The sequence below is a fragment of the Halomonas piscis genome, from assembly GCF_031886125.1.
GTDB classification, from domain to species: domain Bacteria; phylum Pseudomonadota; class Gammaproteobacteria; order Pseudomonadales; family Halomonadaceae; genus Vreelandella; species Vreelandella piscis.
Genome location: NZ_CP119391.1, coordinates 1,457,861 through 1,472,252, shown reverse-complemented (window position 1 = coordinate 1,472,252; position 14,392 = coordinate 1,457,861). Strand labels below are relative to the sequence as shown.

At 65.6% G+C, this 14,392-nt stretch carries 13 protein-coding genes; 4 read left to right on the top strand and 9 right to left on the bottom strand.

The annotated features are described in order from the left end of the window. Nucleotides 1-3 precede the first annotated feature (3 nt). The 5 genes from rng to P1P91_RS06830 are packed head-to-tail and all read right to left on the bottom strand — an operon-like array spanning nucleotide 4 to nucleotide 4,592. Nucleotides 4-1,467, bottom strand: a complete 1,464-nt coding sequence (gene rng, locus P1P91_RS06850) for a ribonuclease G (RefSeq protein ID WP_311885454.1) — start codon at nucleotides 1,465-1,467, stop codon at nucleotides 4-6. 49 nt (nucleotides 1,468-1,516) lie between these two features. Beyond that, a complete protein-coding gene (locus P1P91_RS06845) occupies nucleotides 1,517-2,104 on the bottom strand; it encodes a Maf family protein (RefSeq protein ID WP_311885453.1) in 588 nt (195 codons plus the stop codon). Beyond that, nucleotides 2,101-2,589 (bottom strand): rod shape-determining protein MreD, encoded by a 489-nt coding sequence (mreD, locus tag P1P91_RS06840; RefSeq protein WP_311885451.1) that lies wholly within the window; start codon nucleotides 2,587-2,589, stop codon nucleotides 2,101-2,103. Before mreD ends, P1P91_RS06845 begins: the two co-directional genes overlap by 4 nt. Next, on the bottom strand, nucleotides 2,589-3,530 hold the full coding sequence (mreC, locus tag P1P91_RS06835) for a rod shape-determining protein MreC (RefSeq protein WP_311885729.1): 942 nt from the start codon (nucleotides 3,528-3,530) through the stop codon (nucleotides 2,589-2,591). The genes mreD and mreC overlap by 1 nt, the downstream gene beginning before the upstream one ends. Before the next feature lie 24 nt (nucleotides 3,531-3,554). Continuing rightward, nucleotides 3,555-4,592, bottom strand: a complete 1,038-nt coding sequence (locus tag P1P91_RS06830) for a rod shape-determining protein (RefSeq protein ID WP_311885449.1) — start codon at nucleotides 4,590-4,592, stop codon at nucleotides 3,555-3,557. 173 nt (nucleotides 4,593-4,765) lie between these two features. Here P1P91_RS06830 and gatC point away from each other — a divergent pair, with 173 nt between their 5' ends. The 3 genes from gatC (at nucleotide 4,766) to gatB (ending at nucleotide 8,120) form a co-directional block, all read left to right on the top strand. Further along, complete coding sequence (gatC, locus tag P1P91_RS06825) at nucleotides 4,766-5,053, top strand: Asp-tRNA(Asn)/Glu-tRNA(Gln) amidotransferase subunit GatC (RefSeq protein ID WP_311885448.1); 288 nt, start codon at nucleotides 4,766-4,768, stop codon at nucleotides 5,051-5,053. A 113-nt stretch (nucleotides 5,054-5,166) separates the two neighbouring features. After that, the gene (gene gatA / locus P1P91_RS06820) at nucleotides 5,167-6,651 is read left to right on the top strand and encodes an Asp-tRNA(Asn)/Glu-tRNA(Gln) amidotransferase subunit GatA (RefSeq protein WP_311885446.1); all 1,485 of its coding nucleotides are present in this window, start codon (nucleotides 5,167-5,169) and stop codon (nucleotides 6,649-6,651) included. Next, nucleotides 6,651-8,120, top strand: a complete 1,470-nt coding sequence (gene gatB, locus P1P91_RS06815; protein ID WP_311885445.1) for an Asp-tRNA(Asn)/Glu-tRNA(Gln) amidotransferase subunit GatB — start codon at nucleotides 6,651-6,653, stop codon at nucleotides 8,118-8,120. Before gatA ends, gatB begins: the two co-directional genes overlap by 1 nt. Nucleotides 8,121-8,123: 3 nt before the next feature. Here the strand turns inward: gatB and sixA are convergent, their stop codons facing one another. The 4 genes from sixA to P1P91_RS06795 all read right to left on the bottom strand — a co-directional run bounded on the left by sixA (nucleotide 8,124) and on the right by P1P91_RS06795 (nucleotide 12,136). Next, nucleotides 8,124-8,588: a phosphohistidine phosphatase SixA gene (gene sixA / locus P1P91_RS06810; protein ID WP_311885444.1), complete on the bottom strand. Its 465-nt coding sequence runs from the start codon at nucleotides 8,586-8,588 to the stop codon at nucleotides 8,124-8,126. Then, nucleotides 8,585-9,667: an NAD(P)H-dependent glycerol-3-phosphate dehydrogenase gene (locus P1P91_RS06805; protein ID WP_311885443.1), complete on the bottom strand. Its 1,083-nt coding sequence runs from the start codon at nucleotides 9,665-9,667 to the stop codon at nucleotides 8,585-8,587. Before P1P91_RS06805 ends, sixA begins: the two co-directional genes overlap by 4 nt. Before the next feature lie 111 nt (nucleotides 9,668-9,778). Beyond that, nucleotides 9,779-11,683 carry a molecular chaperone HtpG gene (gene htpG / locus P1P91_RS06800; RefSeq protein WP_311885442.1) on the bottom strand — a complete coding sequence of 635 codons (1,905 nt, stop codon included), beginning with the start codon at nucleotides 11,681-11,683 and terminating at the stop codon, nucleotides 9,779-9,781. 120 nt (nucleotides 11,684-11,803) lie between these two features. Further along, nucleotides 11,804-12,136: a YkvA family protein gene (locus tag P1P91_RS06795; RefSeq protein WP_311885441.1), complete on the bottom strand. Its 333-nt coding sequence runs from the start codon at nucleotides 12,134-12,136 to the stop codon at nucleotides 11,804-11,806. Between the two features lie 222 nt (nucleotides 12,137-12,358). Here P1P91_RS06795 and P1P91_RS06790 point away from each other — a divergent pair, with 222 nt between their 5' ends. After that, the gene (locus tag P1P91_RS06790; protein ID WP_311885440.1) at nucleotides 12,359-14,341 is read left to right on the top strand and encodes a transglycosylase SLT domain-containing protein; all 1,983 of its coding nucleotides are present in this window, start codon (nucleotides 12,359-12,361) and stop codon (nucleotides 14,339-14,341) included. Nucleotides 14,342-14,392 lie beyond the last annotated feature (51 nt).

Below are 14,392 nucleotides of genomic sequence, written 5' to 3'. Positions count from 1 at the left end.
GGGCTACATCAGCACGATGTCGTACTGCTCTTGTGAATAGTGCTGCTCGACCTGAAAGCGGATAGGCTTGTCGATAAAGGCTTCCAGGTCGGCCACCGAGGTGGACTCCTCGTCCAGCAGCCGGTCGACCACCGACTGGGCGGCCAGCACCATGTAGGTTTCGGCGTTGTACGCCCGCTCTTCGCGGAGAATTTCGCGAAAAATCTCGTAGCACACCGTTTCCGGCGTCTTGAGCATGCCCCGGCCTTCGCAGGTGGGGCAGGCTTCGCACAGCGTCTGCGCCAGGCTTTCCCGGGTACGCTTGCGCGTTACCTGCACCAAGCCGAGCTCGGTCACCCCGGTACACTTGGTCTTGGCATGGTCGCGTTCCAGGGCTTTTTCCAGCAGGCGCAGCACTTGGCGCTGGTGCTCGGCGTCTTCCATGTCGATGAAGTCGATGATGATGATGCCGCCCAGGTTGCGCAGTCTGAGCTGACGGGCTATGGAGGTCGCCGCCTCGAGGTTGGTCTTGAAGATGGTTTCCTCGAGGTTGCGATGGCCGACAAAGCCGCCGGTGTTGACGTCGATGGTGGTCATCGCCTCGGTGGGGTCGATGACCAGATAGCCGCCGGACTTGAGCTGCACCCGGCGGCTGAGTGCTTTCTGAATCTCGTCTTCGACGCTGTAAAGATCAAAAAGCGGCCGCTCGCCCGGGTAGTATTCGATGCGTTCGATAGCCGTGGGCATGAACTCCCGGGCAAACTCTGTGAGACGGGTAAAGTTTTCCCGGGAGTCGATGCGCACTTTCTCGATATCGTCGCGCATGACGTCGCGCAGCGTGCGGATGAAAAGCGGCAGATCGTCGTAGATTACCGTGGGCGGAGCGGCGGTGATCTTGCGCTCGCCAACCTTCTGCCACAGCCGCAGCAGAAAATGGATATCGCTTGCCAGCTCCTCCTCGCCGACGCTTTCCGCGGCGGTGCGCACGATAAAGCCGCCGCCGGCTTCCAGCGGCTGGCCGGCCACGGTGCGCTCCAGCAGCTGGCGCAGCCGCTCGCGCTCGCCCTCGTCCTCGATGCGCTGGGAAACGCCGTGGTGCGGCGAATCCGGCATGTAGACCAGGTAGCGCGAGGGAATCGACAGATGGGTGGTCAGCCGCGCGCCCTTGGTGCCGATGGGGTCCTTGGTGACCTGCACCACCAGCGCCTGGCCCTCGTGAAGCAGCTGGCCAATGGACAGCTGCGCGTCAGCGGGCGTGCCCGCGGGCATGACCTCGTGGGCATGGATGAACGCCGCGCGCTCAAGGCCGATGTCGACAAAGGCCGCCTGCATGCCGGGCAGCACGCGCACTACCCGGCCCTTGTAGATATTGCCCACGATCCCTCGTCGACACGAGCGTTCGATCAGCGCCTCCTGAAGCACGCCGTTTTCCACCAGCGCCACGCGGGTCTCCATGGGCGTCAAATTGATGAGAACTTCACCACTCATGCAGCCTTCCTCGATGTCATCGCCGCAACCCCGGGGATCACGTTCAAAGTTAAGGCAAAGCGCCGTGCCAGAGGGCCACGCCCTGGCGGCGCAGCATTGCCGCCGTTTCGTATAGCGGCAGCCCCACCACCGCCGAGTAGCTGCCGTGAATCTCGCTGACAAAGGCACCGGCAAAGCCCTGGATGGCGTAGCCGCCGGCCTTGCCGGCGGGCTCGCCGGTGTGCCAGTAAGCGCTTATTTCCGCCGGCGACATATCGCGCATTCTCACCCGCGTCGTGACGCAGGCGCTCAGCATGCCTGCCGGTCCCTCCACGGCCACGGCGGTGAGCGCCCGGTGCTCGCGGCCTGAAAGCGCCGCCAGCATGTCGGCGGCGTGATCGGCATCCCGGGGTTTGCCCAGAATATGGCCGTCAAGCACCACGGCGGTGTCAGCCCCCAGCGTAGGCAGTATACTCAACTTCGCCGCCGCTTGGGCCTTGGCCCGGGCCAGGCGGCGCACGTAGGCGTCCGGCGGCTCGCCCGTCCGCGGCGTTTCGTCAACCTCGCAGGGCTGCACTCGCACCGGCACGCCCAGGGTGGCCAAAAGCTCCCGGCGGCGTGGGGACGCCGAGGCCAGGCACAGGGCGGCGTGGCTCATTGACTCCCCCGGCGGCCTTCCAGGACGCGCAGCAGAGTGGCAAGCCAGGGCCACAGCAGGGCGCTGGTGACCGCCGGCAGCAAAAAGGCCAGGTGGATGGCAGAGTCGCCCCACAGGGTTCTCACCCACTGCTCCAGCAGCTGCACAATCCCCAGCAGCACCAGCACCAGTACCGCCTGCTGCAAAAGCGAATAGCGGCGAAAACGCGGGTAGACCAGTGCGCACAAAAATCCCAGCAGCGACAGCACCAGCGCGCTCTGCCCAAGCACGTGCCCCTGAATCAGGTCCAGCAGCAGGCCCAGCACAAAGCCGTGGAGCACGCCCACGCGCTCGGGGGCGCGCATGCAGCCGTAAATCAGCATCAGGCCCAGCCAGTCCGGGCGGTACATCTGCCAGCCTTCCGCCAGCGGCATCACCTGCAGGCACAGCGCCAGCAGCAAAGCCAGCCAGACTGCAGGAAGCGATATGCCGGAAACTCGCGCCATCAGGGACTCCTCGGGGCATCCTCGGCCCGCAGCGCGGCCGCTACCCGTTGGGCGCTGCCAAAGGCCACGTCGGTGATCGCCAGGCTGTCTCCCCAGGGCGTTTGCGCCTCGCGCTTCGGCGGCGGAAACAGCATCAGAAAGTGACGCGAACGCTCAAGCTGCGCAAGCGGTTTTGCCGTCACCCGGGCAAACGGCCGGCCGGGGTCATGGTAGACCTCGGTCACCCGCGCTACCGGATAGCCACCGGGAAAACGGCCGGCCAGGCCTGACGTGGTCAGCAGATCGCCTTCGCGAATATCGGCCGTATCGGGCACGTGCAGCACCTTGACCGCGCCATAGCGCCCGGTACCCTGAACGATAAAGCGCAGGCCGTTGCGAGTCACCTGCACCGGCAGCGCATGGCTGGCGTCGACCAGCAGGATGACCCGGCTGGAATACGCCGACACCGACGTCACCTGGCCTACCAGACCGAACGCATCGATCACCGGCTGGCCCACGTAGGCACCGTTACGCCGCCCGCGGTCGATCACCATGCGGTGGCTGTAGGGATCGTTGTCCAGGGAAATGAGCTCGGCGGTGATGTAGCCAATGTCGCGCTTTTGCGCCGCCTCGAGAATATCGCGCAGCTCGGCGTTTTCCGCCTGGAGGCTGTCCATGCGCTGGGCGCGGTGGGACAGGGTGAGCATTTTTTCGCGCAGCCGGCGATTTTCGTCCACCAGCGCCTGCTGTTCGCTAAACGCTACCGTCCCCCAGCTCAGCAGGTCGCTGGGCAGGCTTACTACCCACTGAACGGGCGCCACCACGGTGGTAAGCTGGGCGCGCAGGGTTTCCATGCGCGTGAAGTTCTGGTCGGCAAACATCAGCGCGCCTGCCGCCAGTACGCAAAAAAACAGCCGATAGCCGGGCAGATACCCAGGGGTAAACAGCGGTTTAATAAGCAGCCCTCCGCACAGCCGACGGCGCGGCTAGTCGCTCGACAGCAGCTCGAAGGTATGCTGATCGATCATTTCCAGCGCCTTGCCGCCGCCCCGGGCCACGCAGGACTGCGGGTCCTCGGCGATGATCACCGGCAGGCCGGTTTCTTCGGCGATCAGCTTGTCCAGATCGCGCAGCATGGCGCCGCCGCCGGTCAGCACCAGGCCGTGTTCGGCGATGTCCGAGGCCAGCTCCGGCGGCGACTGCTCCAGCGCGCTCTTGATCGCCGAGACAATGGCCACCAGGGTATCCTGCAGCGCGTCGAGGATCTCGTGAGAGTTGAGCGTAAAGCTGCGCGGCACGCCCTCGGCCAGATTGCGGCCGCGAACGTCGATTTCGCGCTGTTCGCTGCCGGGATAGGCGCAGCCGATTTCTTCCTTGATGCGCTCGGCGGTGGCCTCGCCGATCAGGCTGCCGTAGTAGCGGCGCACGTGGCCGGTGATCGCCTCGTCGAAGCGGTCGCCGCCGACGCGGATGGACTCGGAATAAACCACGCCGTTAAGCGAAATGATGGCGATCTCGGTGGTGCCGCCGCCGACGTCCACCACCATGGACCCCTGAGCCTCCTCGATGGGCAGCCCGGCGCCGATCGCGGCCGCCATGGGCTCCTCGATCAAAAACACTTCCCGGGCACCGGCGCCTTCGGCGGACTCGCGGATGGCACGACGCTCGACCTGGGTCGACATGCAGGGAACACAGACCAGCACCCGCGGACTCGGCGTCAGGAACGTGCTTTGATGCACCTTGCGGATGAAATGCTGGAGCATCTGCTCGGTGACGGTAAAATCGGCAATCACACCGTCCTTCATCGGACGAATCGCGGTAATATTGCCGGGCGTACGCCCCAGCATGCGCTTGGCGTCGGTGCCCACGGAGGCCACGCTGCGCATGGTGCCGGACTGGCGGATGGCGACAACGGAAGGTTCGTCAAGGACGATGCCGCGCCCGCGTACATATATCAGTGTGTTGGCCGTACCCAGGTCGATCGACAGATCGCTGGAAAACAGCCCCCTCAGACGTTTGAACATGAATGTTATTACCTAGTGCTGGCCGGGAACCCTGTGCGGGGGCAAACGGTATCACCGCATCCCCACCGCGGCAACAGCGCAGCGCATCACCACTGCCCGCCAGCGTCAGGATATGCTACCTTCGGCGCCACTTCGGCTACCCTGTTTCACCCTGTTGATGAGGACACTTGATCATGGCGCTCGAACAGACCCATGTGCGCCGGGCGGCCCAGCTGGCCCGGCTCGACCTAAGCGACGCTCAGGCGCTGAGCTTTGTTGACGACCTGAATCGGATACTGGAGATGGTCGACCAGCTGCAAAGCGTCGAGACCGACGACGTCGCTCCGCTGATGCACCCCCTCGATGCCACCCAGCGCCTGCGCGCCGACGGCGTCACCGAAGGCAACGAGCGCGAACGCTTTCAGCGCCTGGCCCCGGCGACCGAAGACGGCCTTTATCTGGTCCCCCGAGTGGTGGAATAGCCCTCGCCCTTGTCGCGACGCCGGCCGGCGCCGCTCCCCAAGCTTGTTACTCGGCACCCCGCTACCGGTACCCTCTTTACCCGTTACCTTTTACTCAACGGAGCCTGTGGGCCATGTCTGACCACACTGCTGACGCCACTTTTGACCACACCGTCACCTCGCTTGCCGCCGCGCTGCAAAACGGCGACGCCTCCAGCCGCGAGCTGACCACCGACTATCTGAAACGCATCGAGCGCGCCGAGCCGACGCTCAACAGCTTTATCAGCGTCACCGCCGAGCAGGCGCTGGCCGCCGCCGACGACGCTGATCAGGCCCGGGCCGACGGCTGCGCCGGCTTCCTCACCGGCGTGCCGATATCGCTCAAGGACATTTTCTGCACTCAGGGGGTCAAGACCACCTGCGGCTCGAAAATGCTGGACAACTTCATCGCGCCCTACAATGCCACGGTGGTGGACAAGCTCGCCGCCGCCGGCTGCATAAGCCTTGGCAAGACCAACATGGACGAGTTTGCCATGGGCTCGTCCAACGAGACGAGCTACTACGGCGCGGTAAAAAACCCCTGGGACTCCGCCGCCGTGCCCGGCGGCAGCTCCGGCGGCAGCGCCGCCGCCGTCGCCGCGGGCCTGACACCGGCCTCCATGGGCAGCGACACCGGCGGCTCCATCCGCCAGCCCGCGGCCTTCTGCGGTGTTACCGGGCTCAAGCCTACCTACGGGCGCGTCTCGCGCTACGGCATCATCGCCTACGCCTCGAGCCTGGATCAGGCCGGGCCCATGGCCCGCACCGCCGAAGACTGCGCCCACCTTCTCGGCGCCATCGCCGGCCACGACCTGCGCGACTCCACCAGCGCCACACGCGGCGTGCCCGACTACGCCGCCGAGCTCGACGCCCCCCTTGCCGGGCTCAAGATCGGCCTGCCCCGGGAATACTTCGGCGACGGCCTGGACCCGGCGGTGGCAAGCGCGGTGCGCGAGGCGGTCAAGGTGTACGAGTCGCTGGGGGCGACGGTGCGCGATGTCAGCCTGCCCCACACCCGCTACGCCACCTCGGCCTACTACGTCATAGCCCCGGCGGAAGCCTCGTCGAACCTGGCACGGTTTGACGGCGTGCGCTTCGGCCACCGCTGCGAGCATCCCGAAGACCTGATCGATCTCTATCAGCGCTCCCGGGCCGAAGGCTTCGGCGAAGAGGTCAAGCGGCGGATTCTCATCGGCACGCACACGCTGTCCGAGGGATTCTTCGACGCCTACTACACCAAGGCGCAAAAGGTACGCCGGCTGATTCGCCAGGATTTTCTCGACGCCTTTGACCAGGTCGACGTGCTCATGGGGCCGACCTCGCCCACCCCGGCATTCGATCTCGGCGCCCAGAAAGACCCGGTGTCAATGTACCTGCAGGACATCTACACCATCGCCGTGAATCTTGCCGGCATCCCCGGCATCAGCGTGCCTGCCGGCATGGTCGATGGCCGCCCGGTGGGGCTGCAGATTCTCGGCTCGCACTTCGCCGAGGCCCGGCTGCTGAACGTCGCCCACCGCTTCCAGCAGACCACCGACTGGCACCAACAACGTCCCGCTTTCGCCAAGGAGATCGCCTGATGCAATGGGAAACCGTGATTGGGCTCGAGGTCCACGTCCAGCTCGCCACGCGCTCGAAGATTTTCTCCGGCGCCTCCACCGCTTTCGGCGCCGAGCCCAACACCCAGGCCTGCGCCGTGGACCTGGGGATGCCCGGCACCCTGCCGGTGCTCAACGAGCAGGCGGTGGCCATGGCCGTGCAGTTCGGCCTTGGCGTCAACGCCGAGATCGCCGAAACGTCCGTGTTTGACCGCAAGAACTACTTCTACGCCGACCTGCCCAAGGGCTACCAGACCAGCCAGATGTATCATCCCATCGTCGGCCCGGGGGAGCTGCTTATTCGCCTGGACGACGACGTCACCAAGCGCGTCCGCATTCACCATGCGCACCTGGAAGAAGACGCCGGCAAGTCGCTCCACGAGAGCTTTACCGACGCCACCGGCCGGGAAATGACCGGCATCGACTTGAACCGCGCCGGCACGCCGCTGCTGGAAATCGTCTCCGAGCCCGACATGCGCTCGGCCAAAGAGGCCTCCGCCTACCTGCGGGCGATCCATTCCATCGTCACCTACCTGGGCATTTCCGACGGCAACATGGCCGAAGGCTCCATGCGCTGCGACGTCAACGTCTCGGTGCGTCCCAGGGGCCAGGATGCGCTTGGTACCCGGACGGAAATCAAGAACGTCAACTCCTTCCGCTTCGTCGAGCACGCCATCGCCTTCGAGGTAGAGCGCCAGATCGAGCTCATCGAGGACGGCGGCGAGGTGGTTCAGGAAACCCGCCTGTACGATCCGGAGAGCGACGAAACCCGCAGCATGCGCACCAAGGAGGAAGCCAACGACTACCGCTACTTCCCCTGCCCGGATCTGTTGCCCGTGGTGCTCGACCAGGCCTATATCGACCACCTGCGCGACGCCCTGCCGGAGCTGCCCGAAGCCAAGCGCGCGCGCTTTGAGGACGAGCTTGGGCTTTCCGCCTACGACGCCTCGGTGATCGCCGCCAGCCGCGACATGGCCGACTACTTTGAAGAAGCCATGCGCGTCTGCGGTGACGCCAAGCAGGCGGCCAACTGGGTCCAGGGCGAGCTTTCCGCGGCGCTCAAGCGCGAGCACCTGGAGGTGACCGAGAGCCCGATAACCGCCCGCCAGCTCGGCGAGCTGATCGGCCGGGTCCAGGACGACACCATCAGCGGCAAGGCGGCCAAGCAGGTGTTTCAGGCGCTGTGGGACGGCCAGGGCGAAAGCGCCGATGAGATCATCGAGGCCAAGGGCCTCAAGCAGGTCACCGACACCGGCGCCATCGACGCCATGATCGACGACGTCATTGCCCAGAGCCCCAAACAGGTGGCCCAGTACGTCGAGGCCGAACCCGACAAGCGCGGCAAGATGATCGGCTACTTTGTCGGCCAGGTGATGAAGGCCTCCCGCGGCACGGCCAACCCCCAGCAGGTCAACCAGCGCCTCAAGGAAAAACTCGACGCGCTGGTATAAGCCTCAGGGCGCGGTAAAGCTTACCAGCCGAGCGCAGCCGGCGGCCCAGACGTCGGCGTCGAGCTCGGCAATGCCCGCGGTGGGAAACGCCCGGCCCTGATCTTCGCGGCCTTCGACCAAAAGCCCGGCGAGGGCGCCAACCAGCGGCATGTGGCTGACCATGAGCAGATTGCCCGACTGGTTGACCAGCCAGTCGCAAAACGCCTGGGGGGAGTCCTCGGGGGTAATTCCGGACAGCGTTTCCACGGCCACGCCCAGGGCTTCACCCATGATCGCCGCGGTTTGCCGGGCGCGAAGATACGGGCTGGTCACGATCCGCGTGACCGCCGCGTCGTCCGCTCGGCAGCGCTCGGCCAGCCGGTTCGCCATGAGGCTTGCCTGCTGTTCGCCGTCGGCGGTCAGCGGCCGGGCGCTGTCCGGCGAGCCGTCAGCGGCCTCGCCGTGGCGCATGATCCAGAGATAACTCATTGCGGGTCTCCTGTTGTCTGGCTGTCCGGGGTTGTTCGGTGGGCCTTTTGCACCTCGGCCCGGGGCAGCACAAATTCCACATCGCTACTCTGCTCGCCGGTCATCAGGCCGCTGGCCATCTGCTTGGCCGGTACGCCCTGGAAGAGCACGCGCTCGAGCCCTTCGGCCAGCGGCATGTAGACGCCGATTTCGGCGGCCTTGGCGCACACCAGCTTTACGGTGTTGACCCCTTCGGCGACCTGACCCAGGGCCTCCACCGCCTGCTCCAGGGTGCGCCCTTCGCCCATGGCGTAGCCCACCCGGTAGTTGCGCGACAGGCTCGACGAGCAGGTCACGATCAGGTCGCCGACGCCGGCAAGCCCCAGAAACGTCATGGGGTTGGCGCCCTGGGCCACGGCAAAGCGGCTCATTTCGGCAAGCGCCCGGGTCATCAGCATGCTGCGGGTGTTTTCGCCCATGCCCAGCGCCGCGGCCATGCCCGCGGCAATGGCGTAGATATTCTTCAGCGCCCCGCCCAGCTCCACGCCGTGGCGGTCGCTGCTGGCGTAGACGCGAAAATACCCGCAGCTTAGTACCTGCTGCACCCGGGTACGCGTCTGGGCGTCGGCGCTCGCCACCACCGTGGCGGTGAGCTGCTTGTCGGCGATCTCCGAGGCCAGGTTGGGCCCGGCAATCACGCCGATGTGGGCAAAGCCGGTCTCCTGCTCCAGCACCTGGCTCATGAGCATGAAACTGTCGGACTCGATGCCCTTGGTAGTACTCACCAGGATCTGCTCCGGGCGCAGCCACTGGCGAGCGCTTTGCACCACCTGGCGAAACGCCTTGGAGGGGATGGCGATCAGTACCAGCTCGGCGCCCTCGAGCACTGCCTGCATGTCGGTGGAGGCGTGTACCGCCTCGTTCATGGCGTAGTCGGGCAGGTAGCGCCCGTTGCGGTGCTCGCGGTTGATCTGCTCGACCAGCGCGGCGTCGCGCATCCACTGGCGCACCTGGGCGCCGTTGTCCGCCGCGATGCTTGACAGCGCAGTGCCGAAACTGCCGCCCCCCAGCACCGCAACCTTGATCTGCTGTTCCGCCATATCAGGGTGTCCTACCGAAATGATGATTGCGCAACACTTTAGCAAATGCGCCAGCAAAACAAACGGCCCGTCAGGCGAGCCTGACGGGCCGTGGCTCTCGTCGGGGGAGGTTTACGCGGTCAAGACGCCGTTCAACCGCTTGACGTAGGCCGCCGGGTCTTCCAGGTGGCCGCCTTCGGCAATGATCGCCTGATCCAGCAGAATGTGGGCCAGATCGCTGAAGCTGGCCTCGTCGGCGTTTTCCAGACGATTCACCAGCGCGTGCCCCGGGTTGAGCTCGAGAATCGGCTTGACCTCGGGCAGCGGCTGGCCGGCGGCTTCCATGATGCGGCGCATCTGAAAGCCCATCTCGTGCTCGGGCAGCACCACGCAGGCCGGCGAGTCGGTCAGGCGGTGGGTCACCTTGACCTCCTGGACGCTCTCGCCCAGCGCTTCCTGAACGCGCTTGACCAGGTCTTCCTTGTCCCTGGCGGTTTCTTCCTGGGCCTTTTTCTCTTCCTCGTCCTCGACGTCGCCAAGATCCAGCTCGCCCTTGGCCACGTCGGTCAGGGACTTGCCGTCAAACTCGGTGAGATGGCTCATCAGCCACTCGTCGATACGATCGGAGAGCAGCAGCACCTCGATGCCCTTCTTGCGGAAGATTTCCAGATGGGGGCTGCTCTTCGCCGCGTTGAAGCCGTCGGCGACGATGTAGTAGATCTTCTGCTGGCCTTCCTTCATGCGCTCGACGTAGTCGGCAAGGGACTGATCCTGGGTAGCGCTGTCGGTGTGGGTGGACGAGAAGCGCAGCAGGCCGGCGATGTTTTCGCGGTTGCCGGGATCTTCGCCGGGGCCTTCCTTGAGCACGCTGCCGAAGGTATTCCAGAACGTCTGGTAGGTTTCGGCGTCCTTGGAAAGCTTTTTCAGCATGTCCAGGCTGCGCTTGGTCAGCGCGCTCTTGATCTTCTCGACCTGGGGGTCCTGCTGGAGAATCTCCCGGGAGACGTTGAGCGACAGATCCCGGGTATCCAGCACGCCCTTGATGAAACGCAGGTAGAGCGGCAAAAACTGCTCGGCGTCGTCCATGATGAACACGCGCTGGACGTAGAGCTTCACGCCCCGCGCTCCGTCGCGCTCGTAAAGATCGAACGGCGCGCGGCCGGGCACGTACAACAGGCTTGTGTACTCGAGCTTGCCCTCGACCTTGTTGTGGCTCCAGGTCAGCGGATCGGAGAAGTCGTGGGAGACGTGCTTGTAGAACGCCTTGTACTCGTCGTCGCTGATCTCGTTTTTGGGGCGCACCCAGAGCGCGGTGGCTTCGTTGACGGTCTCCCAGGTGGTGACCTCGCTGCCCTCGACCTCGTTGCCGTCGTCGTCCTTGGCCGTTTCGGTCCTGGGCATTTTCACCGGCACTTCGATGTGGTCGGAGTACTTGCGTACCAGATTCTGCAGGCGGAAGTCGTCGGCAAACTCCTTGGCGTCTTCCTTCAGGTGCAGCACGATTTCGGTGCCGTGGGCCTCGCGCTCGAGTTCGCCGATGGTGAACTCGCCCTCGCCCGCCGAGCGCCACTCCACGCCTTCGCCGGCGGCCAGGCCCGCCTTGCGGGTGCGCACGGTTACCTCGTCGGCAACGATAAAGCTGGAGTAAAAGCCCACCCCGAACTGGCCGATCAGGTTGGCGTCCTTTTGCTGCTCGCCGGAAAGCTGCTGGAGAAACTCGGCGGTGCCGCTTTTGGCAATGGTGCCAAGGTTGGCGATCACGTCGTCGCGGCTCATGCCGATGCCGTTGTCGCGTACCGTGACGGTACCGGCGTCGCTGTCGTGCTCGATCTCCACGCGCAGCTCGCTGTCGCCTTCGTAAAGCGCGTCGTTGTCGAGCGCAGCATAGCGCAGCTTGTCGCAGGCGTCGGCGGCGTTGGAGATCAGCTCGCGGAGAAAAATTTCGCGGTTGGAGTACAGCGAGTTGATCATCAGGTGCAGCAGCTGCTTGACTTCCGTCTGGAAACCCAGCGTTTCTTCCCTGGTTGCGGTGGTCATTGTTTCAGCCCTCGGGTCGTTGTCGTTTCCTACCGGCCGCGCAGAAGGCGATGGGCCCGCGCGGCATGAAATGATCGTGAACGAAATATGGGGCTGGGCCAGCCGTTTTCAAGACGCCTTTCAGCGCGAACGCTCGTCCGGGCCTTGAGCCTCCTGCCAGGCCCGATACGCTTCCAGCTGCTCGTCGATACGCGCCAGCAGCCAGCTGACGATCACCGCGTCATCCATCAGCCCAAACGGCAGAATGAAGTCCGGAATCAAGTCAAAGGGCATGACCAGATAGCCAAGGGCCGCGCCCATCAGCGCAAACGCCTTCCACGGTACCGGGCGGTAGCGCCCGCCCATGACGTCGCGGGTCATGGGAAAAAACAGCCGCAGCCCGCGGGCTATGCGCGGCAGCGTCCAGGCCCGGGATTTCAGCCGGCGCCATCGTTGACGGGAGTAAAGTGCCATATGCCACCTCCGGGCAGTTGATCGGCGGCTACCGGGCTATCGCACTCCGGCGCTTCTCACCGTATGATCGTGACAGCGTTTCGGGCAGCATGGGCGGCTGTCCGTTCACTTCTGTTCGTTACGCATCCTTTGACAGTCAAACAGCCCTTGAGCTTCAAGCATCTTTCGCTCTGCTGTGTTCCCCCTGACCCGGATGCTTCATCCTGACGCGAGGAGTTTGTCATGCACGCTTTGCGACGCCGCCTTTATCACCGAGCCAGGACCGCGGCGCTGGCCGGAGCGCTACTGCTGGGCTGCCTGCCGCCGGCGGCGCTAGCCCTGTCCGACACGGGCATGCGCGAGGCCCTGGCCGACGCTCGCGAACAGCGCTGGGCAAGCATCGATGACAGCGCCGTTGCCGGCCATATCCTGCACGGCTACGTCGACTACCACCGACTGCGGGGCGCGCTGCCCGACGCCTCGCCCGAGCGGGTCAACGCCTTTATCACGGAGCACGAAGACTCGCCGCTGTCGGTCTGGATGCGCGGCCAGGCCATCAGCGCCTACGGCGAAGCCGAGCAGTTTGACGACCTGCTGGCCGTGGCCGACGGCAAACCGGCCGGGGCCGAACGCCAGTGCCACTATGCCACCGCCCTGCTGGCACAGAGCCCGACCCGAGCCGGAAAGCTCGGCCGCGAGCTGTGGCTTGCGGGCCGCTCGCGCCCTGCCGCCTGCGACACCCTGTTCCATCGCCTGCAAAGCCGCGGGGTGATCGACGGTGAAGACGTGTGGGAGCGCGCCATGCTCGCCTGGAAGGCCAAGCAGACCCGGCTGATGAACTACCTGCTGGATCAGCTGGATGGGGACTGGCACACCGCTATCAACACCGCCGAAGACACTCGGCGTGACCCCGAGAGCCTGCGTCTGGCACCGGAGTGCCTGGGACCTCGGTGCGCCGCCACCGACGGCTTTTACCGCGCCGCCATGGAGCGTTTGACCCGCGAGGATACCGAGAGTGCCTTTACCACCTGGCAGGCCAAGGCCTCGCGCCTTGACCTCTCGCCCGCCGCCCGCCGCGCCATTGAAGAGGAGCTGGCGTTCTACGCCCTGGTGCGCGACACTCCCGGCACCCTTGACTGGGTCGACGGCGTGCTGCCCACCCTCGACAGCGAACGGGTACGGGAGCTCCGGGTCCGCCGGGCCCTGGCCGAGCGCGCCTGGGGAGACGTGCGCCACTGGATCGGGCAAATGCCCGCCGAGGAGCAGGAAAACAGCCGCTGGCAGTACTGGCTGGCCCGGGCCGATGCCCAGCTGGGCGATGACGCCGCCGCCCGCCGCCACTACCAGAGCGCCGCCGGGGAGCGCGACTTCTACGGCTTCGCCGCCGCCGAGCGCCTGGAACAGCCCTACTCGTTCAACATGGCCCGCTACGGCTTTGACAACGCCACCCGGGAGCGCATTGCCGCGCTGCCCGAAGTGCGTCGCACCGAGGCGCTGATCCGCATCGGCGAGCCGGGCCTTGCCACCAGCGAGTGGCTCCACGCCGTGCGCCGGGCCACGCCCGAGCGCGCCCAGGCGCTGGCCGATTACGCCGCGCAGCAGGCCGAGTCAGGTGACGAAAGCTGGCCCGCCCGGCTGGTGCAGACCACCATTGCCGGCAAGATGTGGGACGCGCTGGAGTGGCGCTTTCCCCACGCCTACCGCGATACCTTCGAGCGCTTTGGCCGCCGCAACGACGTGGACCCCTATCTGCTGATGGCCATTGCTCGGCGGGAAAGCGCCTACAACCCCAAAGCGCGCTCCCCCGCCGGTGCCTTGGGGCTGATGCAGCTGATGCCCGGCACGGCGAACGACGTCAGCCAGGCGCTTGGGCTTGACGCCCCCGGCCGCTACGGCGTGCTCGACCCCGAGCTCAATATCCGCCTGGGCAGCGCCTACTTCAGCAAAACCCTAAGGCGCTACCGAGGAAATCGCCTGGCGGCGACGGCCGCCTATAACGCCGGCCCCCGCCGGGTGGACCGCTGGCTTGGCGAGCACCGCGCCGAGGCCTTCGACCTCTTCGTCGAGCGCATTCCCTTCCGCGAAACCCGCCATTACGTCCAGGCCGTGCTGACCTACCGCGCCATTTTTCAGCACCTGGCCCAGGGCGGCGATGCCGAGGGCGTGTCGCTACTCAGCAAAGCGGAGCAAAGCAGCCGCTACAACCGCTCGCTGGTGATGCCCTGAGGCGCCGGCCCGGCCTTTGCGGGGCGGGCCTTGACCGGGTGAGACATCCGG

What these genes read in the sequence shown, in the direction of transcription:
- P1P91_RS06845 (WP_311885453.1), bottom strand. Translation starts at nt 2,104, where the DNA reads ATGAGCCACGCCGCCCTGTGCCTGGCCTCGGCGTCCCCACGCCGCCGG.
- rng (WP_311885454.1), bottom strand. Translation starts at nt 1,467, where the DNA reads ATGAGTGGTGAAGTTCTCATCAATTTGACGCCCATGGAGACCCGCGTG.
- htpG (WP_311885442.1), bottom strand. Translation starts at nt 11,683, where the DNA reads ATGACCACCGCAACCAGGGAAGAAACGCTGGGTTTCCAGACGGAAGTC.
- gatB (WP_311885445.1), top strand. Translation starts at nt 6,651, where the DNA reads ATGCAATGGGAAACCGTGATTGGGCTCGAGGTCCACGTCCAGCTCGCC.
- P1P91_RS06830 (WP_311885449.1), bottom strand. Translation starts at nt 4,592, where the DNA reads ATGTTCAAACGTCTGAGGGGGCTGTTTTCCAGCGATCTGTCGATCGAC.
- gatA (WP_311885446.1), top strand. Translation starts at nt 5,167, where the DNA reads ATGTCTGACCACACTGCTGACGCCACTTTTGACCACACCGTCACCTCG.
- gatC (WP_311885448.1), top strand. Translation starts at nt 4,766, where the DNA reads ATGGCGCTCGAACAGACCCATGTGCGCCGGGCGGCCCAGCTGGCCCGG.
- P1P91_RS06790 (WP_311885440.1), top strand. Translation starts at nt 12,359, where the DNA reads ATGCACGCTTTGCGACGCCGCCTTTATCACCGAGCCAGGACCGCGGCG.
- P1P91_RS06795 (WP_311885441.1), bottom strand. Translation starts at nt 12,136, where the DNA reads ATGGCACTTTACTCCCGTCAACGATGGCGCCGGCTGAAATCCCGGGCC.
- mreD (WP_311885451.1), bottom strand. Translation starts at nt 2,589, where the DNA reads ATGGCGCGAGTTTCCGGCATATCGCTTCCTGCAGTCTGGCTGGCTTTG.
- P1P91_RS06805 (WP_311885443.1), bottom strand. Translation starts at nt 9,667, where the DNA reads ATGGCGGAACAGCAGATCAAGGTTGCGGTGCTGGGGGGCGGCAGTTTC.
- sixA (WP_311885444.1), bottom strand. Translation starts at nt 8,588, where the DNA reads ATGAGTTATCTCTGGATCATGCGCCACGGCGAGGCCGCTGACGGCTCG.